Origin of the sequence: Paraeggerthella hominis (genome assembly GCF_021044775.1) — a bacterium.
GTDB classification, from domain to species: Bacteria; Actinomycetota; Coriobacteriia; order Coriobacteriales; family Eggerthellaceae; genus Paraeggerthella; species Paraeggerthella hominis.
In genome coordinates, this window is sequence record NZ_JAJNOQ010000006.1 from 73609 (window position 1) to 97750 (window position 24142).

A 24142-nucleotide genomic window follows, 5' to 3' on the forward strand; every position below is an offset into this window, starting at 1 on the left:
CGGATACTATGGGCGGGGACGAAAAACAAGTGCGAAGGAGCGGCATGCACGAATTAGGGATCATGACGGGCGTGATGGAAGCGGTTCAGGAATCGGCGAAGCAAGCCGGGGCCACCAGCGTGCTCAAGGTCAACCTTTCGGTTGGCGAGATGACCGAAGCCATTGAAGACGCGCTGGTGTTCGCGTTCGAGGCGCTGTCCGAGAACACCATGGTGCAGGGCGCCGAGCTTCAGATCACCATGGTCAAGCCGAAGTCGCGCTGCCTGGAATGCGGTGCTGAGTTCGAGCACGACCGGTTCCACCTGCTCTGTCCCGAGTGCAACAGCTTCACGACCAAGCTCATTGCGGGTCGCGAACTACAGATCGACAGCATAGAAGTGGATATTCCCGATGAAGGCGAAGAGGACGAAGCGGAAGGCAAGGAGTAACGTATGCAGATTGACATGAAGCAGCCCATCCTCGACAAAAACGACCAGCTGGCAGCTGACTTGCGTCGACGTTTCGCGGAGAACCACGTGTTCGTGCTCGATCTGCTTGCCAGCCCCGGATCGGGCAAGACGTCCACCATCTTGGCTACCATCGACGCCTTGCGCGACGAGTTCAACATTGCCGTCATCGAGGGCGACATCGCCAGCAACGTGGACGCCGAGAAGATAAAGGCGCAGGGCATCGCGGCCGTGCAAATCAACACGGGCGGTGCGTGCCATCTGGAAAGCGCCATGATCAAGCGCGCCGTCGACGTGCTCGATTTGGAGCGGCTCGACCTCATCATCGTGGAGAACGTGGGCAACCTGGTGTGCCCGACCGATTTCGACCTGGGCGAGAACATGAAGGCTATGATCCTGTCGGTGCCCGAAGGGGACGACAAGCCCCTCAAGTACCCGGGCGTGTTCCAAGCGGCGGAAGCGGTGGTCCTCAACAAGGTGGACACGCTGCCCGTGTTCAATTTCGACCGCGATGCGTTCGAGGCGTCCGTCAAGCAGCTGAATCCGCAGGCTCCCATCTTCCCGATTGCCGCCACGAAGGGCGACGGCGTGGAGGAATGGGCGGAATGGCTGGCGAATCGCATTCGCGCAATCCAGTAGGCCCTCTTTTCGGGATGCGCCGCCCCGGTTTGGAGGTTGGCAACACCGATGTAACAAAGGGCTTTCATACTGGGCGGACAAGCGCGGATGAAAGGGTTGCTATCATGCACATTGACGAACGGTATCGCCTTTGCGTCAAGGCTCTGAAGGAGTACGTGGAGGGCGCGGGCTTTTCCGATGTGGTTATAGGGCTGTCGGGCGGAATCGACTCGGCGCTGGTGGCCGTGATGTGCGCAGACGCGTTCGGTGCCGAGCGCGTTCACTGCGTGCTGCTGCCGGGGCCTTACTCGACGCCGCACTCTCTTGAAGACGCCCAGGAACTTGCGTCCAATCTGGGGATGGAGTCGCGCGTCGTGTCCATTTGCGAGCCGTACGAGGCTTTCGAGCGCGCGCTTGCCGAAGCCTGCGGAGGGGAGCTGCGGGGCCTTGCGGCTGAAAACACCCAGGCCCGCTGCCGCATGACGTGCTTGATGGCGCTTTCGAACGCGCATGGCTGGATGCTGGTGAACACGGGCAACAAGAGCGAGGCCATGATGGGCTATTCCACGCTGTACGGCGACATGGCCGGCGCATTCGCTCCCTTGGGCGGCCTGTACAAGACCGACGTGTACGCGGCGTCTCGTTGGCGCAACGCGCAAGCCGCGTCGAACGGTCAGGTTCCGCCTATCCCCGAGCGCGTGCTGACCAAGCCTCCCAGTGCGGAGCTGTCTCCCGATCAAGAGGACGAGAAAAGCATGGGCATCGACTACGCGACGCTCGACAAGCTGCTGCTGGCCCATGTCGAACATGGCCAGGACGCCGCCGCCCTCAAGGAGTCGGGATTTGCCGAAGGGGACGTCGACCGCGTGCTCGCCACGGTGCGCGCTACGGCGTTCAAGCGGGCGTTGGAGCCGCCGTCGCCTGCTGTTTCGTTCTACGAGTGAGCGCGAAGCCGAGCTGACGCTCGACCCGTTTTCGCGCTTTGCGAAGATTGAGTGGCGGCTGGCAAGGATGTCGCGACAAGCGAACGCGGCCTCACTATACTCGGAGGCGATTCGTGCCTTTACCTCGAAACGAAGGAGCCTGCTGCATGGAGCGCCGCGCCTTTTTCAAGCTTGCGGGCCTTTCCGCTACCGCGTTCGCCGCTGGGGGCGTGCTGGGGGCATGCTCGTCGGTCGAGCGCATATCGAACACGCTGGTGCCCTCGGCCGATTCCGATGGCGCGTCGCAGGTTTCCACGGTGGTGGCGCAGCCGCCCGTTTCCTTTTCGAACTCGGTCGACGTGCTGATCGTGGGCAGCGGCGTTTCCGGTTTGTCTGCGGCCATGGCCCCTGCCGAGGCTGGCTACAAGGTGATGGTGGTTGACAAGTTGAGCCTGCTGGGGGGCGAAAGCTACGACGCGGACGGCATCATGCACGTGGCCGGCAGCAAGCTGCAGAAGAAAGCGGGTTTCGCGCAAAGTGCCGAAGACGCGTGGCCGGCTCGCAAGAAAGAGCTTTCCGCTGCAGGCGTGGGCAATCTCGATTTCGCGAAATCGTTGTACCTAGCCGCCCCGAGATGGGTCGACCGCCTGTCCGAGAGCTACGGTGCGCAGTTCGCCGACCCGTCCACCTACGGGAAGGAGGGCGTTAACGACGCTGTCATGCTGCCGAAAAACGGTCTGGGCGACATGCAGTCCGTCATGGTTCCCCTGCGCGATGGCCTGTCAAGCAAGGGCGCGGCGTTCCAGACGGGGTACCGCGCGGTCGCGTTCATCCTGGACGAAAGCGCGGTGGTGTGCGGCATGCGCTTTTTCGTGGAGGAAAGCGGTTCGGTCGTCGACGTTCGGGCTGGAGCGGTAGTGGTTGCCACCGGCGGGTTTGCCAGCAGTCAGCCGTTGGTGAGCGCTCATGCCCCCGCGCTGCTCAGGGCGGGTTGCTTCACGTACGCTTCCATGGGAGAAGGCCAGGAGCTGTGCCGACGGGCCGGCGGGCAGCTGTCGGGCATGGACGGGACCCTGCCTTTGACCAGCGACTTGCCGCAAGTGTCGGCCTGGGGCATGTTCGCTCCCACGCTGATCGTGGATGCGCAGGGGCGTCGCTTTGCGTGCGAGGACGACGTGAACGCGCCGGCGAACGCGTGCTTCAGCCAGGATCGCGGGTACTGGTGGACGGTGTTCGACAAGCGGATAAGCGACGGGTCGCAGTCTCGCAGCGCCGCTCAGATGACCAGCAAATACGCGAAGCGCCTGGTGGGGCCCTGTGACGACGCGGCCGAGCTTGCCGCGGCAATCGGGGTTCCAGCCGACGTGCTGCAAGCTACGATGGATCGCTTCGACAAACTGGTTTCGGCTGGAAAGGACGATGATTTCGGCCGTACGGTGAATTTGAAAAGCTTGCAGGCTCCCTATTACGCGATCAAGCAGCTTCCCGTTCGCTACCGCACGCGCGGCGGTGTGCTGACTGACGAAAACGGTCGCCTGACCGGTACGTCGGGGGCTTCCATCCGCAACGTGTACTGTTGCGGGTCGGTGGCTGCGAACGGAGGAGAGGGCCTGGCCTCGAACGGTGCGTTCGGCATGCTGGTGGGCGAGGCCGTGGTGTCGGCGCTCGAGGCGGCTCGCTAAACGCCAGGGCTTCGCGCCGCACAGGGCGCGTTGAATGCGCGGCGCGCCCTGTGCGGCAGGTCTGCGCGGGCGGCGTTCGGTTTCCTCCCGTCTTGTTCGATTGAAAAGAAGGGCTCGAGCCCTTTCCGAGGGGGAGGGGTGTGAATCGGGTTATGCCTTCAGAGCCTCAACGACGGCCTTGCCGCTGATCAAGCCGCTGCCGGCGTTGGGGGACAGGTCGCTGCCGCTGTCGGCCACGGTGGAGCCGCAGCAGTACACGTTGGGGATGGGGGTGCCGTCCTTGTCCGTAAGCTGGCTGTCGGTGGTGATCTTCATGCCGCCATGGGTCTTGTAGCGGTACGGGAAGTGCTTCATGGCGTAGTACGGAGCGGAAAGCGACTGCAGGAACAGCTTCTTCTTGAAGTCCGTGTCCTCGCCGGCGGCTACCAGCTCGTCGTAACGGGCGAACGTCTCCAGCAGGTTGGCTGCGGGAACGTCCATGGCGGTGGCCAATTCCTCAAGGGTGGAGCACGGGCCCACCAGGCGATCGGCGTTGCCCTTCATGTTCATCTCGACGTTCCACTTCTGGCTGCTGTTGATGGCCTGGTCGTCGAAAATGGTCCACCAGAAGCCCAAGCCCAGCTTGGCGGCGGCGTCGGGGGAGTCGTGGCTCTGGTCCTCCTTGATGAAGCGACGGCCCTGCGGCGTCACCTGCACCTGCGGGGAGAAGTAGCCCCAAACGGTAACCTGCGCCAGGTCGCTCATGCGGTTCGCTTCCATGTCCATGTGCGTGTACACGCCGCCCAGCGCCTTGCACATCTGGTGGCCTTCGCCCATGGAGTTGACCGTCAGCGGCCCCAGGCGAGCCTGGCTGGGCAGGTAGGTGGACACCATTTCCTGGTTGCAGGAGAATCCGCCCGTAGCCACGATGATCTTCTTCGCCTTGATGTCGACGGTCTTACCGTTCTTCTCGTCGTTGAAGCGCACACCGATGGGCGCGCCCTCGCCGTCGACGATGAAGTTCGTGGCGCGCAGGTTCAGCTTGTACGTGGCGCCCTTTTTCTCCAGGCCCTTCTGCAGCGGCGTGAGCACGGCCTGCATGTCGCCGATGCCGTTGCCGGGCAGCAGCATGGACGTGGGCGCGCCCGTGCCCATGTAGTCGGTGATGGGCTGGAACACCGCGCCGTAGTCGGCGGCTACGCGGTCGGCCCACTCGGTCTGGTAGACGTAGACGTTGTGCTTGTAGTCCATGTCATCGGTCTCGCCCTTTTTCTCAAGGATGGGGAGGAACTTCTGCCAGTTCGTCTCGGGGTCAACCTCAAGGCCGGCGTCCTTCTGCATCTTCGATCCGACGACGTTCATAACGCCGCAGGCGATGAAGCTCTCGCCGCCCACGCGCTCCAGCTTGTCCACCAGCATGACCTTGTGGCCGGCTTCCACCGGATCCATGGCTGCGGACATGCCGGCAATGCCCGTGCCCAGAATGAGCACGTCGGTTTCGTCGCTGAACGAAACCGGGGCGGTTCCTACCACGTTCTCCGCGCCGGTGCTGCTGCCCGCCGTGTTGTTGCTGGCGCATCCGGCAAGCGCGCCGCCGGCGGCGATGACGGCGCCCGAGGCGATGGCCGCCTTCAAGAAATTACGACGATTCATGCTTGTTTCCATGATGGTCTCCCTCCTTGGGCCGCATCCTGCACCGAGCATGGTTTCGGTTGGCTGCGGCTCCTCCTGTTGTGCGTCGCCGTTGCTGTGCGACGGGGTTCACCATACGGATGCCGGCTTGTTCCGTCACCGTCCGTTTCGGACTATATTGCAGGAGGGTTTGAATTTCTGCTGGTGGGAAGGTTGCCCATACCGTATCATGCAGAGCATGAGGGAGAGAAGCCGGGGAAAAGAAACGCATTCGTCACGCGCGAGCGTGCGTCCTTTTGTGCTTTCTGCCGCGATTGTTTTGGGTTTCGGATTGTACCGGGGCGTGAACTCCAGCGCGTACCTTTCGGCCTTCGCGTTCGTGAAGTCGCCGTTTCTGTTCGTTCCCGACCTGTTCTTCAACGTGGTGGTGGCGTGCTCGGTGGTCGTGTGCGCGGGCATCGCCGTGCTGCTTGCTTTGACCGGTCGGCTCAAGGCGTTCTCCATGCCCTACGTGTTGCCGACGGGGCTTCTGATTGCCGCTAACGCTGCCGCCCTTGCGGGAGTGGTCCTTTCGCTTCCTGCCGACATGGCTCTGCTGATTCCGGGTGTGCTGTACGGCGCGGGATCGGTGATGCTCTCGCTGTTTTGGATCGAAGTGTTCTCAGCGGAAAAGCCGAGCGTGATCGTTACGCAGATTGCGCTGGGCATGCTGTTGAACGTGGTGGTTTCGGCCGAGCTGACGCCGCTTGATCCCGACGTGCAGATGAAGCTGAGCTGCGTGTTGCTTGTGGTAGCGGCGCTGTGCGCACGGTTCGTCCGTCGTGCGCTGCCGCACGTGTGCGCCGAGGGAGCGCCGCCCGCGGGTGCCGAGGCCGCCGCGGGCGATGCGCGTGCGTGCGAGCAGGGCGAGGGCGCTCCCGCGTGCGTCAATGCGGATGCAGGAGCAGGCGCGGGCGCAAGCGCAGGCGGCCAGGACAAGGCTTCTTTCCGCGCGCGGTTTGCCGCGTATCGCGATGCGTTTTTGGAGTTGGGCGATTCCGTAGTGGCGTTTTTCGTGCTGGAAGCCGTTATCGGGCTTTTGAACAGCTTCATGCTGACGGGATCCCTTGACTTCGAAGGCTCCGGCAAGGTGTCGTCCGGGGCCATTGTGGGCGCGATCATCGTGTTCTGCTTCGTCGTGTTCGTGATGCACCGCATGCCGAAGGTGTCGACGGTGTCGCGCGTCATCATGCCGGTGCTGGCCGCCATGCTGGTGTTCCTGCCGTTTCTCAGCGAAATGTACAACCTGGTGTTCTACATGCTCTTGCTGGGTAGCTACTACTTCGTGGCGCTTTTGATCACGTACCTGGTGGCCGAGGTCGCGCATGTGCGGCGCGTGTCTCCGTACGTGCTCATGGGCGTGACGATGGGCGTCGCGCGCGTGTTCTTGGCCGTTGCGCTGCTGGGCGGGTTCGCTGCGGCGGTTGCGGGAGGCGGGCCGAGCGACGAAGGCGAGCACACCATGCGCTTTTTGGTGATTATCGTGGTGGTGCTGTACGCGCTGTGCATGGCGCTCGTGTTCTTCTCGCGGGATCGGAAGCGCCGCCGCGAAGGGGCTGGCCAGGACGGGCCGGGCGTCGACGGCGCGCTTGCGGCTGCGCAGGCGGATGCTGCGGCGACGCAGGCCGATGCGGCGTCCGAAGGGGAGCGTGCGCTTGAATCGCGCTGTGCCGCCGTTGCTCGGGAGGGCGGCCTGACGGAGCGCGAGGCGGAGGTGCTGGTTTATCTGGCGCGGGGCCGCACGAAGGCATATATTGCCGAAGCGCTGTTCGTAACCGAAAATACCGTTCGCAGCCACGTGCGCAACATCTATTCCAAGCTGGGTATCCATACGCGCCAGCAGTTGATCGACTTGGTGGAGTCGCCTCGTCTGTAACGGTTTTGTTCCCTGCAGTACGCCTGCTGGTGTATGGCGCGCGTGTTCAAGGTCGCGTAGTATGGCACGCATGGATAACTATCTAGTACATAATCGTTCGATGACGCCTCGCGATTGGGGTATTGACGCGGCCGTCGCCTTGCTGGCGTTTTTGTTCGGAAGCGCGCAGCTCATGCTGACGGCTTCGTCGATTGTGATTCCCGATCTGGCGTTGCGCCAGTACCTGGGCATGGTGAACGTGGTGCCGAACGTGCAGGTGTTCGTGGCGCTTGCCATCACCACGTTGCCGCTGGTTTTGCGCCGGCGCTTTCCCTGGCCCGTGTTCCTGTTCTGCTTCGTGTCGTTTCTTGGATTGCAGAATGCGTTCAGCGGGTTTTCCTTGACCGTGGTGGGGCCCGTGATAGCGGTGTACACCATAGCCAACGAGCGCGGCCGTGCAGAGGCGGCGCTTGCGGCGGTTGTGGCAGTTGCGGGGTTGTTGCTGATGGACGCGCCCTCGCGCACCGCCAGCCTGACGTTTTTCACGCGGTTCCAAAACATCGCGCTGGTGCTGGCCGCCGCCCTTGCGGGCTATGCGTACCGCACGCATCGCGCGTACGTCGAAGCCACCGAGCAGCGGGCGCTCGAAGCGGAGCGCTCGCGCGAAGAGGAGGCCGCGCGTCGCGTGGAGGAGGAGCGCGTGCGCATTGCGCGCGAAGTGCACGACATCACTGCTCATTCGCTGTCGGCCGTGAGCATCCAGGCCGCTGCCGCCGAGCGCTTGATCGACGTGGATCCTGCGGCGGCGAAGGAGGCCGTCGCCACGGTGCGGGCCACGGCTAAAACGGCGCTCGACGACATCCGCAGCATGATCGGGGTGCTGCGGCACGGCGACGAGACGGCCGAAACGGCGCCGGCATCGGGGACGGATAGGCTGGAGGACTTGGCCGCGTACCTGCGCGACGCGGGGCTTTCGGTGCGCCTCGACGCTGCGGGCTACGATCGTGCCGGCGTTCCTGCGCACGTCGACATGGCCTTGTTCGGCATAGCGCGGGAAGCGGCAACCAATATAGTCAGGCATGCGGGCGCCCACGAGGTTTCGATTCGCCTTGCGATCGAGGACGGGCAGGCGCGCCTGACGGTGAAGGACGACGGACGCGGGTTCGAGCCCGCTGTCGGCGCGCTTGCGCTGCGCGACGGCCTTCCCCAGGCTGCCGACGGGGCGGGGCATGGCATTGCGGGAATGTCCGAGCGCGTTCATCTGCTGGGCGGAACGTTTTCCGCAGGCAACGCCGCGGAAGGCGGTTTCCGCGTGATGGCCAGCATTCCGGTTAAGGGAGCGGAGGCGCAGCATGGAGCGTAACGATGGAGGCAAGGTGCGCGTGCTGGTGGCCGACGACCAGGATCTTGTGCGCAGCGGGTTTCGCCTGATCCTGCTCACGTACGGCGACATCGACGTGGTGGGCGAGGCGCGCGACGGCCAGGAGGCGGTGGAGCTGGCGCAGCGCCTGCGGCCCGACGTGGTGCTCATGGACATTCGCATGCCGCACATGAACGGCATCGAAGCTACGCGCGCTATCAGCAACGATCCTCGGCTCGAGGACGTTCGCGTGCTTATCCTGACGACGTTCGATCTGGACGAGTACGTGTACGATGCCCTGGCCGCCGGTGCAAGCGGCTTTCTTCTCAAGGATGCCGAACCCGACGAGATCGCCGCTGCCGTTCGCGTGGTCGCACGGGGGGACGCCCTTATTCAGCCGTCCATTACGCGTCGTCTGATCGAGGAGTTCGTCGCGTCGCGCCCGCTTGTTCCGGGGGACGGCGCAGGGGTTCGGTCTGCTATCGGCGCGCTGACCGATCGCGAGCGCGAAATCCTGGTGCTCGTTGCGCGCGGGATGACGAACGAGCAGATAGGGGCCGATTTGTTCATTTCTCCCGCCACGGTGAAAACCCATCTGGCGCGCATCATGGCCAAGCTGGACGCGCACGATCGCGCTCAGTTGGTGGTGAAGGCATACGAAAGCGGGCTGGTTCGTCCGGGTGCCAGCTGACGCGGTTGCGGCAGGGCCTCGCTTCTTGTGCGCGGCCATTGCTTGGCGAAGGTTCCCGAATCGGGCTCGCGCCGCTTGCGCGCGGCGTACGTTGCGCGCACCGTCCGGCGGCCCAATTGTGACGATCGTTTGGCGATTCTGTCAAACCTGAAACGCATGGGCTTAGATTTCTCTGAATACTCTTGCAATCGGCGATGAGGCTGCTATGATAACGCAATGTTTAGCACTCGCTAACGATGAGTGCTAGCAGTCACCGCAATCGAGTGGTTACATAGCGAACATCAAACGTTCCGCTACGCGAGTCGGACGACGAAAGGAAGGCACGTTATGAATCTGAAACCCCTGGGTGATCGCGTCATCGTCAAGCAGGACGAGGCCGAGGAGACCACGGCGTCGGGTCTGTACCTTGCGACCGAAGCGAAGGAAAAGCCCCAGAGCGGCACCGTTCTGGCTGTGGGCGACGGCAAGCTCGATAAGGACGGCAACCTGGTTCCCGTTCCGGTGAAGGTGGGCGACAAGGTCGTCTACGGCAAGTTCGGCGGCACCGAGATTCACGTGGACGGCGAGGACGTGCTCATTCTTCGCGCGGACGATCTGTACGCTGTCTTTGCATAAGCGAATATCCCGCTAACAACAACGCAGTTGAAAGGATAAAAGCATCATGGCTAAAGAGATCAAGTTCGAGGCTGACGCCCGCAGCGCGCTTGCTGCCGGCGTCAACAAGCTGGCCGACGCCGTCAAGGTGACGCTTGGCCCCAAGGGTCGTTACGTCGCTCTGGAGAAGTCCTACGGCGCTCCGCTCATCACCAACGACGGCGTGACCGTTGCCAAGGAAGTCGAGCTGGAGGATCCCGTTGAGAACATGGGCGCCCAGCTGGTGCGCGAAGTTGCCGTGAAGACGAACGATGTCGCCGGCGACGGCACGACCACCGCTACGCTGCTGGCCGACGTCATCGTGTCCGAGGGTCTGCGCAACGTGACCGCCGGCGCCGACGCGCTGGGCATCCGCCGCGGCATCCAGAAGGCCACCGACGCCATCGTCGCGTCCATCAAGGCCGACGCCACGCCGGTTTCCACGAAGGACCAGATTGCCAACGTGGGCACCATTTCCGCAGGCGACGCCAACATCGGCGAGAAGATCGCCGAGGCCATGGAGGCCGTGGGCAAGGACGGCGCCATCTCCGTTGAGGAAAGCCAGACCTTCGGCATCGACATGGACATCGTCGAGGGCATGCAGTACGAGCGCGGCTACATCTCGCCGTACATGGCCACCGACATGGAGAAGATGGAGGCCGTGCTCAACGACCCCTACATCCTCCTGACCGACCAGAAGGTCACCAACATCCAGGACATGGTTCCCCTGCTGGAAGAGATCATGAAGTCCGGCCGCCCGCTGTTCATCGTTGCTGAGGACGTCGAGGGCGAGGCTCTGGCCACCATCCTGCTGAACAAGCTGCGCGGCACGTTCAACTGCGTCGCCATCAAGGCTCCCGGCTTCGGCGACCGCCGCAAGCGCATCCTCGAGGACATCGCCGCCGTCACCGGCGCGCAGGTCATCGACAAGGACTTCGGCATGACCATGGCGGACGCTCGCGTCGACATGCTGGGTCACTGCAAGACGGTCAAGGTCACGAAGGACACCGCCCTTATCGTGGACGGCGCTGGCGACAAGAAGGCCATCGAGGACCGCATCGGCCAGATCAAGGCCGAGCTCGAGCGTGCCGACTCCGACTTCGACCGCGAGAAGCTGCAGGAGCGCCTGGCGAAGCTGTCCGGCGGCGTGGCCGTGCTCAAGGTGGGCGCTGCAACCGAGTCCGAGCTCAAGGAGACGAAGTCCCGCATCGAGGACGCTCTGCAGGCAACCCGCGCGGCTGTCGAAGAGGGCATCGTTGCCGGCGGCGGCGTGGCTCTGGTTGACGCGCTTCCCGCGCTCGACGACGTCAAGGCTGACGACAAGGACGAGGAAGTGGGCGTTGCCATCATCCGCAAGGCTCTGGAGGCTCCGATGCGCGCCATCGCCCAGAACGCGGGCTACGAGGGCAGCGTTGTGGTTGAGCATGTCAAGAACATGGGCAAGGGCGAAGGCCTGAACTGCGCCAACGGCGAGTACGGCAACATGATCGAGATGGGCGTCAACGACCCCGTCAAGGTGACCCGCACGGCTCTGCAGTCCGCTGCTTCCGTTGCGGCCCTTATCCTCATCACCGAGGCCACCATCAACGAAATCCCGAAGGAGGGTCCGGACCTGTCCGCGCTGGCAGCAGCTGCTGGCGGCGGCGGAATGGGCGGTATGATGTAAGCCCTGCGGCCTGCATCGCACAATTTAAACTCGGAAAGAAGGGCGGCCCGCGGGTCGCCCTTCTTGTGTGTGCCCCTTGCGCCCGCATGTGGCCCGCGCCTGCGCGCGTGCGGGCCGGTTCTGTCAAAACGGACGAGTTTTGCTGGTTCTCGAATCAGGATAAATGCAACAAGCAGCCTTTTGACCAGGCATGATGAAAAACGCCCCGCAGCGTCATCTCTCTGCAAGACGAAAAACCGCCGCAAAACTCGTCCGTTTTGACAGAACCTGAAAACCTCTGCGGCAAATTGGAGCATCCGATCCCATAAATCCTGCCGACTCCGCGGATCCCATGCTCAATCCGAAAAACCTGTCGGGTTTCGAATCATGAGCACGAAAGGTGCCCCGAAGTGCTCCAGCATCTCGCTGCTCGGAGCATCGCGCAAACGTCGAGCGATCCTTGCATGACGCCCCAGGCATCCCGCGCATTGCACGATGCTCCAAACATCTCGCGCACCGCACCACGCAAAGCGGCCCGGCTCCTGGGCGCTCTGCTGTCAGGAACCGGGCCGCTCTGCGTGGTGCTTTTGGTTGCTACGCGTCTTTTTTCGAAACCAGCAGAAGAATACCGCCGATAAGGGTTACGAAAATGAGCGTGCATATACCAAATGCTGTGGTGTTGGGTTTCGTTCCCTTGTAGATGTTCCAGCAGCGGATGCTCATGGGGATCATCCAGGCCAGGGGAATGATGAGCCAGCACACCGACACCGTGGACACGATGCACAGGATGAACGCGACCAGCCTGAGCGTGCGGTCGCTGTCGTTGCTGGCCGTTTGCGGGTAGTAAGCCTGGCCGCCCGAAGCTTGCGGGTAGACGGGAGCGGGGCTTCCGTAAGTCGGCTCTTGACCTGCGGGCTGAGCGTCGGCGTAGTCGTCGGTCCACTGCTCGCCGTTCCAGTAGCGAAGTTTTGCTGCGTCTCCCGAGGGGTCTGCGTACCATCCAGCTTGTGGGTTTGTCATACTGCCTCCATGAACGAATGGAAATTGAGTCCAGTATAACTGAATCGTTTGGCTCTTATTAGGTTCCAAGCGGGTTGTTACCTGTTCTTTCGATACTTCGCCGCCCGGCTCCGTCCGGATTTTCCGCCTTCGCGCGCCTCATTCGAGGCCTGCGCCCCGCTGCGGGCGGTCTTCCGTGCCCATTTCACGACGGGCGGTTGCTCCGGTCGAGCATTGGTCTACAATAAGTTGTTATGGAAGAATTCATACATATCGCAGGGCATGTTCTGGAGCATTCCGTTTCGGACACGCTGTATCTCATCCCGTTTTTGTTCGTCACCTATTTGGCGATGGAGTGGCTCGAGCATAAAACCGGCAGTAAAGCCCAAGCCGCAGTTCAGCGCGCTGGCGCGGCGGGCCCTATCGTCGGCGCCGTTGTGGGCGTGGTTCCGCAATGCGGGTTCTCTGCTGCCGCGTCAACGTTGTGGGCCGGCCGCGTCATCACGCTGGGGACGCTGTTCGCTGTGTTCTTGTCTACGTCGGACGAGATGCTTCCCATCTTCATTGCAGAGCAGGTGCCTCTTGCGGTGATCCTGAAAATCCTGGGGGCGAAAATCGTTATCGGCATGGTGATGGGCTTTATCGTGGACGCCGGCATGCGCCTCGCGCGGCGCATCGACGCGCCGTTGCATATTCACGATCTTTGCGAGCACGACCACTGCCACTGCCATGATGGCGAGGGCGGCATCTTGAAAAGCGCCTTTAAGCACACGGTTCAGGTCGCGCTGTTCATCTTTGCCGTGACCGTTGCGCTGAACACCGTTCTTGAAGTGGTGGGAGAAGATGCTCTGGCAACGTTTCTCGGCGCTAACCAGGCTCTTTCGGTGTTAGGTTCCGCGCTGGTGGGCTTGGTGCCGAACTGCGCCGCAAGCGTGGTCATCGCGCAGCTGTACGTGGACGGCGCCTTGGGCTCGGGGGCGATGCTGGCGGGTTTGCTGGTAAGCGCGGGCGTGGGCTTGTTGGTGCTGTTCAGGGCGAACCGCAACTGGAGGCAGAACGTTGCCATTGTGGTGGGTCTGTATTGCACGGGCGTGGCGTGGGGCCTGATTGCGAACGCGCTGGGCATCGTGTTCTAGCGATTGCGCAGACGCGGCGCTTGCTTGTCGGTTCTTGGCAGCGCGGCGCTTTGCTTGCCCGACGTGCTATGCGCTATAGTGGCAAGAAGCACTCGAGATCGATGTCAAGAAGGAAGAGAGGACATCATGTCAACGCTGGAAGCCGGTATGACGCGCGACGAGGCGTTCGCGCTCCTGCAAGCGCACAACAAGGATCCGTTCCATATCGAACATGGCGAAACGGTGGAGCAGACCATGCGCTACTTCGCGCGCGAGTTCGACCCCGAAAACGAAGAATTCTGGGGTATCGTGGGGCTGCTGCACGACCTTGATTGGGAAGAGCACGATGACGAGCCGGAGAAGCACACGCTGTACGCTGCGCCTTGGATCGAGGCTGCTGGCGGCACGCCCGAGCTCATCCGCGCCATCCAGAGCCACACGTCCGATTTCAATCCGGATCTGCCCAGACCCGAGCTTCAAATGGAGAAGGTTCTGTTTGCGGCGGAGGAATTGACGGGGCTTATCGGCGCGGCTGTGGTCATGCGGCCCAGCAAAAGCGTCATGGACTTCGAAGTGAAATCGCTCAAGAAGAAGTTCAAGGACAAGCGCTTCGCCGCCGGAGTCAGCCGCGACGTCATTCGTTCCGGGGCGGAAATGCTAGGTTGGGAGCTTGACGAGCTGTTCGCCCGCACCATCGAGGCCATGCAGTCGTTCGCGCCGGACAGGGACACGTTCAAGCCTGCCGAATAACGAATTCGCATTCGAGCGCCCGCCCAAAGCGGGCGCAGGTTTTCCAGACGAGCGAGGGGGAAGGATCCTTTCGCGAAGAGTCCGAGCGTTTTGTGGGCTTGCGGGGCCTTCAAACATTTTCATTGACCGGCCTTGTCCGCACGGCTAAAATGTATTCTCGCGCATTGGAGCGACGTGGGCCGTTAGCTCAGTTGGTAGAGCAGGGGACTTTTAATCCCAAGGTCGCGGGTTCGACTCCCTCACGGCCCACCATTTTTTTCCTTCCAATCGCGATGGCAGGGGCTTCGGCTTTTGCATGCCGTTCTGAACTGGGCCATCGTCCAACGGCAGGACTCTGGTTTTTGGTACCAGCTATCCAGGTTCGAATCCTGGTGGCCCAGCCACTTCACACCGCTCATGTCGTTCGCATCAGTGCATCGCGCACCGCATTTTGCTTCGCCGCTCCGCTTGGGCGGCGTTTTTATTCCAGCAGTTCGAAGGGGATGTCGCTTCCTATCCCGGATGTTGCCAGCACATCGCCCTCGTTCGTTACCAGCACGGCTTCCAACGACGGATGGCTCTCCGCAAACGCAAGCGCGCGATCGGCGCCCATGATGACGAGCGCTGTGGTGAATCCGTCCGCGTCAAGCGAAGCGCGCGAAACCACGGTGGCGCTCAGCAGGTCGGTCTGCGCGGGAAAGCCGGTGCGCGGATCCAGAATGTGGTGGTACAGCGTGCCGTCGCGCTCGAACGCGCGCTCGTATATGCCGCTCGTCACCACCGATCCGTCGCGAACGCTTACGCAGGCGAACGAATCCCGCATCGGCAGGGCGCTTGAAGGAAAGGGCTTTCGGATGCCCACCCGCCACGGCGTTCCGTCGGGTTTGCCTCCCATAACCGCCACATTGCCTCCCAGGTTGACCAATGCGCGCTCGACGCCGCCCTCGCGCAACAGCGCAAGGATACCGTCGGCGATGTATCCTTTCGCGATGCCGCCCAAGTCAACGCAGGCCAGCGGGTCGTGCAGCGTCACGGTCGAGCCCGTCACGGCAACGTTTCGGTAGTCCACGTGGCGCAGCGCTGCGGCCAGATCGTTGGGGTTGGGGATCGTTTGCCGCTTGAAGTCCCAGAGTTGCGTTGCGCTTCCCATGGTGATGTCGAACAGCCCGTCGGTGGCGCGGCAGTATGCCAACGCCGTGTCGATGAACGTTGCCAGCTCGGGATCGACGTCGGTCGGAACACCGCGCGCATGGTTGAGCCGAAACAGCTCGCTTGCGGGATCAACCCGCGAGAGCAAAAGCTCGCAGCGGTCGCACCATGCCACGGCTCGGTCGATGATGCTTGCATCGTCGGTCTCCGCACTGATGGTGTTGGTGGTGTTGAACCGAAAGAACTCCCGAGAAACCATACCGTTCCCTTCAACGTGAAGCGCCATACGCTACTGGAACAGTATACTTTCTTTGGAGCCGTGCTGCAGGTGCGGCATGCGACGCGGGTGAGCGGCGTCGGCCGATGCCACGGCGAACGAGCGGTGGAAGGAGAAACGCAATGCAGCCTGAAAAGCGAGGCCTCATCCCGCAGTTCGATGCGTTCGACACGGTTGCTCTTCTTTCCTTCTGCATGAGCGTTCCCCTGCTTTTGCCCGTTCTCGAGTTTTGGCAGCGCGCGACGACCCCAGCCCTTGGCGCGGGTTCGTTTTTGCCGGCCGTTTCGTTCTCGACGGCGCTCTCGCTTGCCGCCATGTTCACGTCGCTCGCGTTCCTGTTTGTCTGTTTGCTCAAAACGGCGCATGCTCGGCTGAACCGCACGGTCGTGCTATTGGCCTTAGGTTGTTACGCGCTTGGATATGCACTGCTCGATCTGTGGAGCTTCGGGGTTGTCGATGGATCCCTTGTTGAGGCGGGATGCGGCCTTATGATGGGGTTCGGAGCGGCCGTCATGAGCCTTGTTTGGGTGAGCCGGCTGCGCGTGCTCGCGTTTCGACGCGCGTTGGCGGTGGTTTGGGCTTCCGCGCTCGGCCTGTTTGCCAGCAGCGCTTTGTTGCCGATGCTCAACGTTGATGCGGCGCGCGTAGCGCTTACGTGCGCGGCGGCTCTTTCCCTTGCGGGATGCGCTCGGCTGTTCTTTCGCTCGCAGCGTGAGGACGATCGCTTGGCGCAATCGGGCGCGAACTGGTGGGACGTGTTCGGCCATCTGGACGTTTCCGTAGTGGAAGGGACCGGGGATTTCAAGACGCCGCTTTCCCGGGCACTGTTCTTCGCGGTCATGCCGTTTTCCATGTTGCTGCTGTTCGTTGCCGACAGCAGCTTGGCGCAGACGATGGAGTGGGGGATGGCGCCGTTGGCATGGGCTGGCTTGCTCGCCGAAGCCGCTATGGTGCTCCTTGCGTTTCTGAAGACGGACCAAGCCCTGATCAACTTTTCCTATCGCTTCTTCTTGCCGCTGATGGCTTTCGCGACGTTTGCCGCAACCGCGTTTGTCGATCCGCCGCTTCAGCGTTCGGCGATGGTGGTGGGCTCTCTTGCGTTCTGCACGGTCTACGCGCTCATTATGTCGGCAATGCTCGTTTCCATGGCGGGTCGCATGCGCTCTCTCGCGTTGCCCGCTGGCGGCATCATGATTATATTCAGCTGTCTGGTGTGCCTGCTTTCGGACGCCAGCGCCAACGCGGGCGTCCTGGGCGCGTATCGCTACCAGATCCTCATCGTACTGTTCGTGATCATGGCCGTTGTCCTCATGGTCACGCCCAGCTCGCGGCTGTGGCGCGTCATGCTTGAAGGCATCGATGCTGCGGAGTCGGCTTTGCCTGACGCGCGGGAAGATTACCTGCGTCGTTGCGCCCAGCTGGCGGAAAAGCATCGTCTGACTGCTCGAGAAGCCGAGATCTTGCTGCTTTTGGGCCGCGGGCACACGTCGATTTTCGTTGCCGAAGAACTGACGGTGGCCGAATCCACGGTGCGCAGCCATCGCAAGAACATCTATCGCAAGCTTGGCGTGTCGTCGCGCGAAGAGCTGTTCAAGCTGCTCGATGACCAGGCTGACGAAGGCGTTTGAGCAATCTCCCCCTTTTCGTTTAGAAAGAACATGCCAGGTGGGGAGCAAGTCCCCTCGTTTTGACGATAGATTCCCCTTGCTTCGGCTCGTATGGTGGCCTCGTTGTTTGAAGATACTTCAAGGGAGGCTACCATGGAACTGCAAGTCACTCGTCGTGATTTTCTCAAGGGGAGCATTGTCGTAGCGCTGGGCGCGGCAGGCGCTTCCATGCTGGGTTCGTGCGCGCCAAGCGGCGCCGCTGCAACATCCGAAGGCGCGACGCCCGCAGTCGGTTCGGGCGGCTCCTCGAACGCGGTTACCCTTCATCGCGGCTACGGCGCGGCTCACGGTGACAAATGCTTCACAAGCGTGGTCGTCGCTACGGCAGATGACGGCTCGATCCTTGCCGTGAGCGTGGACGATTACCAATTCATGCCGGCCGGTTCGACGGGCATCACGCCGGTTCCGAATTCCGATGCCGGGCTTGCGGCCGGCTACGCAACGGGTCAGGTGCTCATGTCGAAAACCGTGAACACCGACGCGTATTCCGCAATGATGAAGGAAAAGGCGCAGGCCACGCAGCCTTGGCTCACGTCCATGCGCGCTATCGAAGACTACTGCGTTGGCAAGAAGCCTTCGGAGCTGAAGAAGGCCAGCATCGATACGGTGTCGGGGGCTACGCTCGTCGACGCTCCCAACTATCTTAAGCTGGTGTCCGAAGTTGCTCAAAGCGACGCCATCACCTCGTCGGGCACGTATTCGGGTGATGGATCGAACCTCAAGCTAGGGCGCGTCAACGCCGCTGCGCATGGCGACAAGGCGTTTGCCGAAGCCGTTTCGCTCGTGCAAGACGACGTGCTGGTTGCAACGAGCATCGACGAGTTCCAGTTCGTCGCCACGTCTTCCGAAGGCTTCGTTCCCGTACCGAATTCCGATGCAGCGTTTGCCGCCGGTTACGCCGAGGGCCAGATGCTCATGTCCAAGTCGGTGAACTCCGAAGCGTATTCCGCGATGATGAAGGAGAAGGCCCAGGCCACTACGCCATGGATTGAGTCCATGGAGGCCATCGAATCGTTTGTGGCCGGCCAGAAGATCTCCGACGTGAAGGCGAAGGGCCCTGACGCCGTTTCCGGTGCGACGCTTGTGGACACCGCCGGCTATGTGAAGGCGGCGGTAGAGGCTGCCAAGGCTGCTTAGATCCGCTGTTCCGTTCCCCTTGCGAAGCGAGCCGATTGTCGTACGCGTCGGATCGCTTCGCCGTTGCTTGCCGAGCGCATTATAATAGGCGGAAAGCCGGATAGGAGACTCTATGGACGCATTGCCGTACGAGCGACGTAACCGATCTCCCAAGCAGGGTGCCGCCATCGGCCTGCTTGTCTTGATGGCGATGGTCCTCAGCTTTGTCGAGCTTCCAGTGGTCCCGGGCGCCGAATGGCTGAAGTACGATCCCTCCGGTGCGGTGTCGTTGCTGGCCACCGTGCTGTACGGCTCTTGGATAGGGGTCGGCGTGGCGGTTGCTTCGTGGATACCCCATTTGATTACCGACCCCTTGGGCGCGTTCATGAACATCATGGCAACCGTCTCCCTTGTTATGGTGGTGGGGGCGGTGTATCGTCGCAAGCCATGCTTGCTGTATGTGGTATTGGGCTGCGCGGCTGGCGTGGCCGCGTCTACGGCCGTTTCCGTCTGTTTGAATTTCGTGGTGATGCCGCTGTACGTTGAGGCGACGTATCAGCAGGTTGCCGCGCTCGTGTTTCCCGCGCTGCTGCCGTTCAACGTGCTCAAGGCGTTGGCGAACTCGGTTTTGGCCATTGTCTCGTACCGGAAGCTGGCGGCTTTGCTGGGGGAGTCGGATCTTGGCTCGTCTTCTTCACATTAAATACCCTTGACCTTGCAGGCAAAATGCCTATACTTATTTCTCTGACGGAGCGTCCACCCTTAAAACGCGCCCGACCCCGTCGAAGCCGACAAGGCGGCTGCGCATCGCGCGAGTACCTGGCGGTCCTGCTCCTTATGCGGACTGCGCGGTTCCGAACCGCACGCCTGACATGCAGGCATATTCGAACCAACGGTTTGTTGGCTTTCTGTGCCCAAAAAATTCTCTTGCTCAATCTACACTTTATTTGGTAGAATCTATCGTTGCTGCTTATAACGACCTGCTTTGAAGGAGCACTTTTGAGCAAAGAAGATGTAATCGAGCTTGAGGGAACTGTCCTAGAAGCGTTGCCGAACGCTATGTTTAGGGTTGAGCTCGAAAACGGACACAAGATATTGGCCCATATCTCTGGCAAGATGCGTATGCACTACATCAAGATCCTGCCGGGAGACAAGGTGACGGTTGAGCTTTCCGTCTACGACCTGAATCGCGGCCGTATCACGTATCGTTTCAAGTAGGCGCAGTTTTTTGCGTCAAGCGCGTTAATCAGTTAAGAAAATTCTCACCTGCGGCTGGGTGTGGAGTATAGACGGGAACGCATAACCGAAAGGAAATGATTATGAAGGTACGTCCTTCGGTCAAGAAAATGTGCGACAAGTGCAAAATCATCCGACGCCATGGCAAGGTCCTCGTTATCTGCGAGAACCCGCGCCATAAGCAGCGTCAGGGCTAGGAAGAAAGAGGAGATATAACCTATGGCACGTCTTGTTGGTGTCGACCTTCCTCGCGACAAGCGCATTGAAGTCGGCTTGACCTACATCTACGGCATTGGCCTGACCACTTCCAAGCAGATCCTCGCCGAGACCGGCGTTGATCCGAGCGTCCGCGTGAAGGACCTCACGGAAGATGATCTGCAGAAGCTGCGCGACTACATCCAGGGCAACATCAAGGTGGAGGGCGACCTGCACCGCGAGGTTTCTCAGAACGTCAAGCGCCTCATGGAGATCGGTTGCTATCGTGGACTCCGCCATCGTCGCGGCCTGCCCGTTCGCGGACAGCGCACGCACACGAACGCGCGCACGCGCAAGGGTCCTCGTAAGCAAATCGGCGGAAAGAAAAAGTGAGGTAGCTAGAAGTGGCAGCTAAGAAAAACGTGCGCACGCGCATTAAGCGCTCCGAGCGTAAGAACATCGCCGTTGGCGCTGCGCATATCAAGTCTACGTTCAACAACACGATCGTGAGCATCACCGATCCTCAGGGCAATGTGATCTCGTGGCAGTCCGCCGGCACGGTGGGCTTCAAGGGCTCGCGCAAGTCCACTCCGTTCGCTGCTCAGATGGCCGCCGAGGCCGCTGCGAAGACGGCGATGGAGCATGGCCTGCGCAAGGTGTCCGTGTTCGTCAAGGGCCCGGGTTCGGGTCGCGAGACGGCCATCCGCTCTCTGCAGGCCGCCGGCCTGGAGATTGCCAGCATTCAGGATTGCACACCCATCCCGCACAACGGTTGCCGTCCGCGCAAGCGTCGTCGCGTGTAGCTGAAAGGATCTAAGTATTATGGCTCGTTATACTGGAGCGGACTGCCGTTTGTGCCGTCGTGAAGGTGCGAAGCTCTTCCTGAAGGGCGACCGCTGCTACACGGAGAAGTGCGCAATCGAGCGCCGTAACTACGCGCCGGGCGAAGCCGGCAAAAAGCGCATCAAGGAAAGCGAATATCGCACTCAGCTGCGCGAGAAGCAGAAGACCAAGCGTATCTATGGCGTTCTGGAGAAGCAGTTCCGTCATTACTACGATATGGCCAACCGTCAGCAGGGCGTTACGGGTGAGAACCTGCTTCGCATCCTGGAAAGCCGTCTGGACAACGTCGTCTACCGCCTGGGCTTTGCGAAGTCTCGCGCGGAGGCTCGCCAGCAGGTGCGTCACGGTCACATCGTTGTCAACGGTCGTCGCGTCGACATCCCGTCGTTCCGCGTTCGTCCGGGCGACGTGGTTGCCGTTGCTCCCAAGGCTCAGGACATGTTGGTCATCAAGAGCGCGCTGATCTCCAACGAGCGCGTGCAGGTGCCGGCATGGCTTGAGGTTGACATCGAGAAACTTCAGGGCAGCGTTCTCGCGCTTCCGCAACGCGACCAGATCGATCTGGATATTCGCGAGCAGCTCATCGTCGAGCTCTACTCGAAATAATCGCGGCATAGTAAGGAGGCTTACCCCACATGACAGAGTTCATGAGGCCTACTGTAACAACGGAAGAAGTCAACGATACTGTCGCGCGTTTCATCGTCGAACCGCTCGAGCGCGGTTACGGCTACACGCTGGGCAACTGCATGCGTCGCGTGCTGCTCTCGTCCCTGGATGGCGCAAAGGCTACGGCCATCCAGATCGAGGGTGTGCAGCATGAGTTCACGACGGCCGAGGGTGTCATCGAGGACATCACGGACATCGTTTTGAATGTCAAGGGACTCGTGTTCTCTGCACTGAACGACGACATCGAAGAGGCCACGGCGCATGTGTCGGTGGAGGGTCCTTGCACGGTTACGGGCGCGGACCTCGACATCCCGACCGAGTTTACCCTGGTCAACCCGGAGCACGTCATTGCGACGGTTTCCGATGGCGGCCAGTTGGACATGACGGTTCGCATCGGCGTCGGCCGCGGCTACGTGTCTGCCGAGCGCAACAAGCGCACGGAGGATCCCATCGGGGTCATCCATGTTGACTCGTTGTTCTCGCCGGTCCGTCGCTGCACGCTCAACGTGACCGACACCCGCGTGGGCCAGCGTACTGACTACGACAAGCTCGTGCTGGAGGTGGAAACGGACGGCAGCATCACGCCGACCGAGGCCATCTGCCGCGCGTCCAACATCGTGAACCAGTACATGGGCGCGTTCTTGAGCCTGTCCGATATGGCCGACGAGGAGGAGGGCGAAGTTCCGTCCATCTTCGCGCCGGAGGGCCAGGAGTCCAACGCCGAGCTGGACAAGCAGATCGAGGATCTCGACCTGTCCGTTCGCTCGTACAACTGCCTGAAGCGCGCCGGTATCCATTCGGTTCGCCAGCTGGTCGAGTTCTCCGAAAACGACCTGCTGAACATTAGGAACTTTGGTGCGAAGTCCATCGAGGAAGTGAAGGACAAGCTCATTTCCATGGACCTCAATTTGAAGCTATAGGAGATACGTATCATGCGACACAATTACAAGGGCCGCAAGCTGGGCACCGACTTCAGCCACACCAAGGCCATGAAGAAGAGCCTGGTGAACGCCCTGTTCCTGAACGACCGCATCAAGACGGTCGAGTCGCGCGCCAAGGAGATCCGTCCTGACGTCGACAAGATCATCACCTGGGCGAAGCGCGGCGACCTGCATGCTCGTCGTCTGGCCATCGCGGCTCTGGGCGACAAGGAACTCGTGCGCGAGATCTTCGAGAAGGTCGAGCAGGGCATGTTCCAGGACCGTCAGGGCGGCTACACCCGCATCATGAAGCTGGGTCCCCGCAAGGGCGACAACGCCCCCATGGTCATCATGGAGCTTGTGACCGAGCCCGTGAAGAAGAAGGACGAGGAGAAGCCGGCCGCCAAGAAGGCTGCGAAGAAGGTTGCTCCCAAGAAGGTCGAGAAGGTCGAGGAGGCTGCTGAGGCTCAGGCTGAGGAAGCCGCCGTCGAGGCTGCCGACAAGGCTGAAGAGGCTGCTGCTGAGAACGTGGAAGCCGTCGAGGCCGAGGTTGTGGAGAAGGAGAAGGCTGAATAGCTTTCGCTTCGCTTCATACTGATATGGGAAAGGGATCCGCATGCGCGGGTCCCTTTTTTTGAGTGTTCGGCGAGCATGATCGTCGAACTGCGGGCGTGACGTGCGCCTTGCGGTTCGCGCTCGCGTTAGCGTTGGCTTCGTGCAGTTCGTGCGCGCATCCTCCGATTGTGGCATACTGCCTGCATGCGAATCAACGTAAGCTCTTATATTCCCGGCGCCTCGCCGGTGCATGCGTGCGACGCACGGGTTAAGCTCGTGCTGCTTGCTGCATATTCCGCTACGTTGTTTTTGGTGCATACGTGGATTGGCCTGGGGTTGTGCGCGTTGCTGTTCGCTGCTGTTGCGATGGCGTCGACGGTGCCCGCTCGAAGGCTGTTCGGTTTGATGCTGCCGGTGTACGTGATCGTTGCGTTCACGGTGGTGTTCAATGCGTTTTCGTTCGATGTGGCCCAGGCGGCTGCTGCAGGCGCCCCTTCGGGGTTGGGCGACGTGTCGGCGGGTTTTTTGGGCGCATGGTCCCCGATTGCTTTGTTTGGCACGTTCGGATTCGTGCCTGCGGGATTTGCGCGCGGCTGCTTCTTCGCCGTGCGGATCATCTTGCTTGTGGTGGGCAGCCTGGTGGTTACCTACACTACTACGTCGACTGAGTTGACCAATGCGTTAAGCAGTTTTCTTCGCCCCTTGCGACGTCTTGGCGTTCCGGTGGACGATATAGCCATGGTGTTCTCGCTCGCGTTGCGCTTCATTCCCGTTACCGCCGAAGAGCTGGCGCGCGTGCACGATGCGCAGCAAGCGCGCGGCGCATCGTTCGACGCAGGCGGGTTGTGGCAGCGTTTGCGGGCTTGGCAGACGGTGCTCATCCCCTTGTTCGTGGGGTTGTTTCGCCGTGCCGACTCGCTGGCTGTGGCCATGGATGCGCGCTGCTACGGCGCCCCCGACGTGGAACGCACCTCGCTTGCGCCACGCGCGTTCTCGTTGGCGAGCGGCGTGGTGCTGGCGGCAGGGTTGGCGGTGTGCGCGGTATTGTCGATTTTGCTGTGAACCTGCATTCGAGGCTGTACGTTTCTTAGCGCCTGGGTAGCTCCTTTCTTGCCGTTCTTCGATCCTGCGGGCTGCCGTTCGTCGCTGCGGTTATGGGAAACGCGCAGGGT

At 61.5% G+C, this 24142-nt stretch carries 25 protein-coding genes and 2 tRNA genes; 24 read left to right on the plus strand and 3 right to left on the minus strand.

The features are described 5' to 3' along the window. The first annotated feature begins 44 nt into the window (after window positions 1-44). The 4 genes from hypA to LQE90_RS07930 all read left to right on the plus strand — a co-directional run bounded on the left by hypA (window position 45) and on the right by LQE90_RS07930 (window position 3669). A complete protein-coding gene (gene hypA, locus LQE90_RS07915; RefSeq protein WP_114567252.1) occupies window positions 45-428 on the plus strand; it encodes a hydrogenase maturation nickel metallochaperone HypA in 384 nt (127 codons plus the stop codon). A gap of 3 nt (window positions 429-431) precedes the next feature. Then, a complete protein-coding gene (gene hypB / locus LQE90_RS07920; protein ID WP_114567251.1) occupies window positions 432-1085 on the plus strand; it encodes a hydrogenase nickel incorporation protein HypB in 654 nt (217 codons plus the stop codon). Window positions 1086-1189: 104 nt separating this feature from the next. Then, entirely contained in the window at window positions 1190-2008 is an 819-nt protein-coding gene (nadE, locus tag LQE90_RS07925; protein WP_114567250.1) for an NAD(+) synthase, read from the plus strand. Between the two features lie 146 nt (window positions 2009-2154). Next, a complete protein-coding gene (locus tag LQE90_RS07930) occupies window positions 2155-3669 on the plus strand; it encodes an FAD-dependent oxidoreductase (RefSeq protein WP_114567249.1) in 1515 nt (504 codons plus the stop codon). 150 nt (window positions 3670-3819) lie between these two features. Here LQE90_RS07930 and LQE90_RS07935 read toward each other — a convergent pair whose 3' ends face one another. Next, the gene (locus tag LQE90_RS07935; protein ID WP_114567248.1) at window positions 3820-5313 is read right to left on the minus strand and encodes an FAD-dependent oxidoreductase; all 1494 of its coding nucleotides are present in this window, start codon (window positions 5311-5313) and stop codon (window positions 3820-3822) included. A 205-nt stretch (window positions 5314-5518) separates the two neighbouring features. Here LQE90_RS07935 and LQE90_RS07940 point away from each other — a divergent pair, with 205 nt between their 5' ends. From LQE90_RS07940 to groL, 5 genes are all read left to right on the plus strand, one after another. Further along, window positions 5519-7195, plus strand: a complete 1677-nt coding sequence (locus LQE90_RS07940; RefSeq protein ID WP_114567328.1) for a LuxR C-terminal-related transcriptional regulator — start codon at window positions 5519-5521, stop codon at window positions 7193-7195. A gap of 61 nt (window positions 7196-7256) precedes the next feature. Then, window positions 7257-8537, plus strand: coding sequence for a sensor histidine kinase (locus LQE90_RS07945; protein ID WP_231088258.1), 1281 nt, complete (start codon window positions 7257-7259; stop codon window positions 8535-8537). Continuing rightward, on the plus strand, window positions 8527-9225 hold the full coding sequence (locus LQE90_RS07950; RefSeq protein ID WP_114567247.1) for a response regulator transcription factor: 699 nt from the start codon (window positions 8527-8529) through the stop codon (window positions 9223-9225). Before LQE90_RS07945 ends, LQE90_RS07950 begins: the two co-directional genes overlap by 11 nt. Before the next feature lie 327 nt (window positions 9226-9552). After that, complete coding sequence (locus LQE90_RS07955; protein ID WP_114567246.1) at window positions 9553-9840, plus strand: co-chaperone GroES; 288 nt, start codon at window positions 9553-9555, stop codon at window positions 9838-9840. A 46-nt stretch (window positions 9841-9886) separates the two neighbouring features. After that, window positions 9887-11524: a chaperonin GroEL gene (gene groL / locus LQE90_RS07960; protein ID WP_114567245.1), complete on the plus strand. Its 1638-nt coding sequence runs from the start codon at window positions 9887-9889 to the stop codon at window positions 11522-11524. Window positions 11525-12097: 573 nt separating this feature from the next. Here groL and LQE90_RS07965 read toward each other — a convergent pair. Then, complete coding sequence (locus tag LQE90_RS07965) at window positions 12098-12523, minus strand: DUF2510 domain-containing protein (RefSeq protein ID WP_216529364.1); 426 nt, start codon at window positions 12521-12523, stop codon at window positions 12098-12100. A gap of 233 nt (window positions 12524-12756) precedes the next feature. On the opposite strand from LQE90_RS07965, the gene LQE90_RS07970 reads away from it, so the two are divergent. The 4 genes from LQE90_RS07970 (at window position 12757) to LQE90_RS07985 (ending at window position 14750) form a co-directional block, all read left to right on the plus strand. Next, complete coding sequence (locus LQE90_RS07970) at window positions 12757-13638, plus strand: arsenic efflux protein (RefSeq protein WP_216529365.1); 882 nt, start codon at window positions 12757-12759, stop codon at window positions 13636-13638. A 126-nt stretch (window positions 13639-13764) separates the two neighbouring features. Further along, window positions 13765-14367, plus strand: coding sequence for an HD family phosphohydrolase (locus LQE90_RS07975; RefSeq protein WP_216529366.1), 603 nt, complete (start codon window positions 13765-13767; stop codon window positions 14365-14367). A 176-nt stretch (window positions 14368-14543) separates the two neighbouring features. After that, window positions 14544-14619, plus strand: a tRNA-Lys gene (locus tag LQE90_RS07980). Between the two features lie 57 nt (window positions 14620-14676). Continuing rightward, window positions 14677-14750 (plus strand) — tRNA-Gln (locus tag LQE90_RS07985). A 77-nt stretch (window positions 14751-14827) separates the two neighbouring features. Here LQE90_RS07985 and LQE90_RS07990 read toward each other — a convergent pair. Further along, entirely contained in the window at window positions 14828-15754 is a 927-nt protein-coding gene (locus LQE90_RS07990) for an FAD:protein FMN transferase (protein WP_216529367.1), read from the minus strand. A 140-nt stretch (window positions 15755-15894) separates the two neighbouring features. Here LQE90_RS07990 and LQE90_RS07995 point away from each other — a divergent pair, with 140 nt between their 5' ends. The 11 genes from LQE90_RS07995 (at window position 15895) to LQE90_RS08045 (ending at window position 24032) form a co-directional block, all read left to right on the plus strand. Further along, the gene (locus LQE90_RS07995) at window positions 15895-17400 is read left to right on the plus strand and encodes a helix-turn-helix transcriptional regulator (RefSeq protein ID WP_231088259.1); all 1506 of its coding nucleotides are present in this window, start codon (window positions 15895-15897) and stop codon (window positions 17398-17400) included. A gap of 132 nt (window positions 17401-17532) precedes the next feature. After that, window positions 17533-18576 (plus strand): twin-arginine translocation signal domain-containing protein, encoded by a 1044-nt coding sequence (locus LQE90_RS08000; protein WP_216529369.1) that lies wholly within the window; start codon window positions 17533-17535, stop codon window positions 18574-18576. A gap of 112 nt (window positions 18577-18688) precedes the next feature. Next, window positions 18689-19258, plus strand: a complete 570-nt coding sequence (locus LQE90_RS08005) for an ECF transporter S component (RefSeq protein WP_114567403.1) — start codon at window positions 18689-18691, stop codon at window positions 19256-19258. A 296-nt stretch (window positions 19259-19554) separates the two neighbouring features. Then, a complete protein-coding gene (infA, locus tag LQE90_RS08010) occupies window positions 19555-19773 on the plus strand; it encodes a translation initiation factor IF-1 (protein WP_114567402.1) in 219 nt (72 codons plus the stop codon). Between the two features lie 101 nt (window positions 19774-19874). Next, complete coding sequence (rpmJ, locus tag LQE90_RS08015; protein ID WP_006363204.1) at window positions 19875-19988, plus strand: 50S ribosomal protein L36; 114 nt, start codon at window positions 19875-19877, stop codon at window positions 19986-19988. Window positions 19989-20010: 22 nt separating this feature from the next. After that, entirely contained in the window at window positions 20011-20379 is a 369-nt protein-coding gene (gene rpsM / locus LQE90_RS08020; RefSeq protein ID WP_114567401.1) for a 30S ribosomal protein S13, read from the plus strand. Between the two features lie 11 nt (window positions 20380-20390). Further along, a complete protein-coding gene (gene rpsK / locus LQE90_RS08025; protein ID WP_009306916.1) occupies window positions 20391-20789 on the plus strand; it encodes a 30S ribosomal protein S11 in 399 nt (132 codons plus the stop codon). A gap of 19 nt (window positions 20790-20808) precedes the next feature. Then, entirely contained in the window at window positions 20809-21435 is a 627-nt protein-coding gene (gene rpsD / locus LQE90_RS08030) for a 30S ribosomal protein S4 (RefSeq protein ID WP_114567400.1), read from the plus strand. 29 nt (window positions 21436-21464) lie between these two features. Next, window positions 21465-22415, plus strand: coding sequence for a DNA-directed RNA polymerase subunit alpha (locus LQE90_RS08035; RefSeq protein ID WP_114567399.1), 951 nt, complete (start codon window positions 21465-21467; stop codon window positions 22413-22415). A gap of 12 nt (window positions 22416-22427) precedes the next feature. After that, window positions 22428-22991, plus strand: coding sequence for a 50S ribosomal protein L17 (rplQ, locus tag LQE90_RS08040; protein WP_114567398.1), 564 nt, complete (start codon window positions 22428-22430; stop codon window positions 22989-22991). A 183-nt stretch (window positions 22992-23174) separates the two neighbouring features. Continuing rightward, the gene (locus LQE90_RS08045) at window positions 23175-24032 is read left to right on the plus strand and encodes an energy-coupling factor transporter transmembrane component T family protein (protein ID WP_216529370.1); all 858 of its coding nucleotides are present in this window, start codon (window positions 23175-23177) and stop codon (window positions 24030-24032) included. Window positions 24033-24142: the final 110 nt, after the last annotated feature.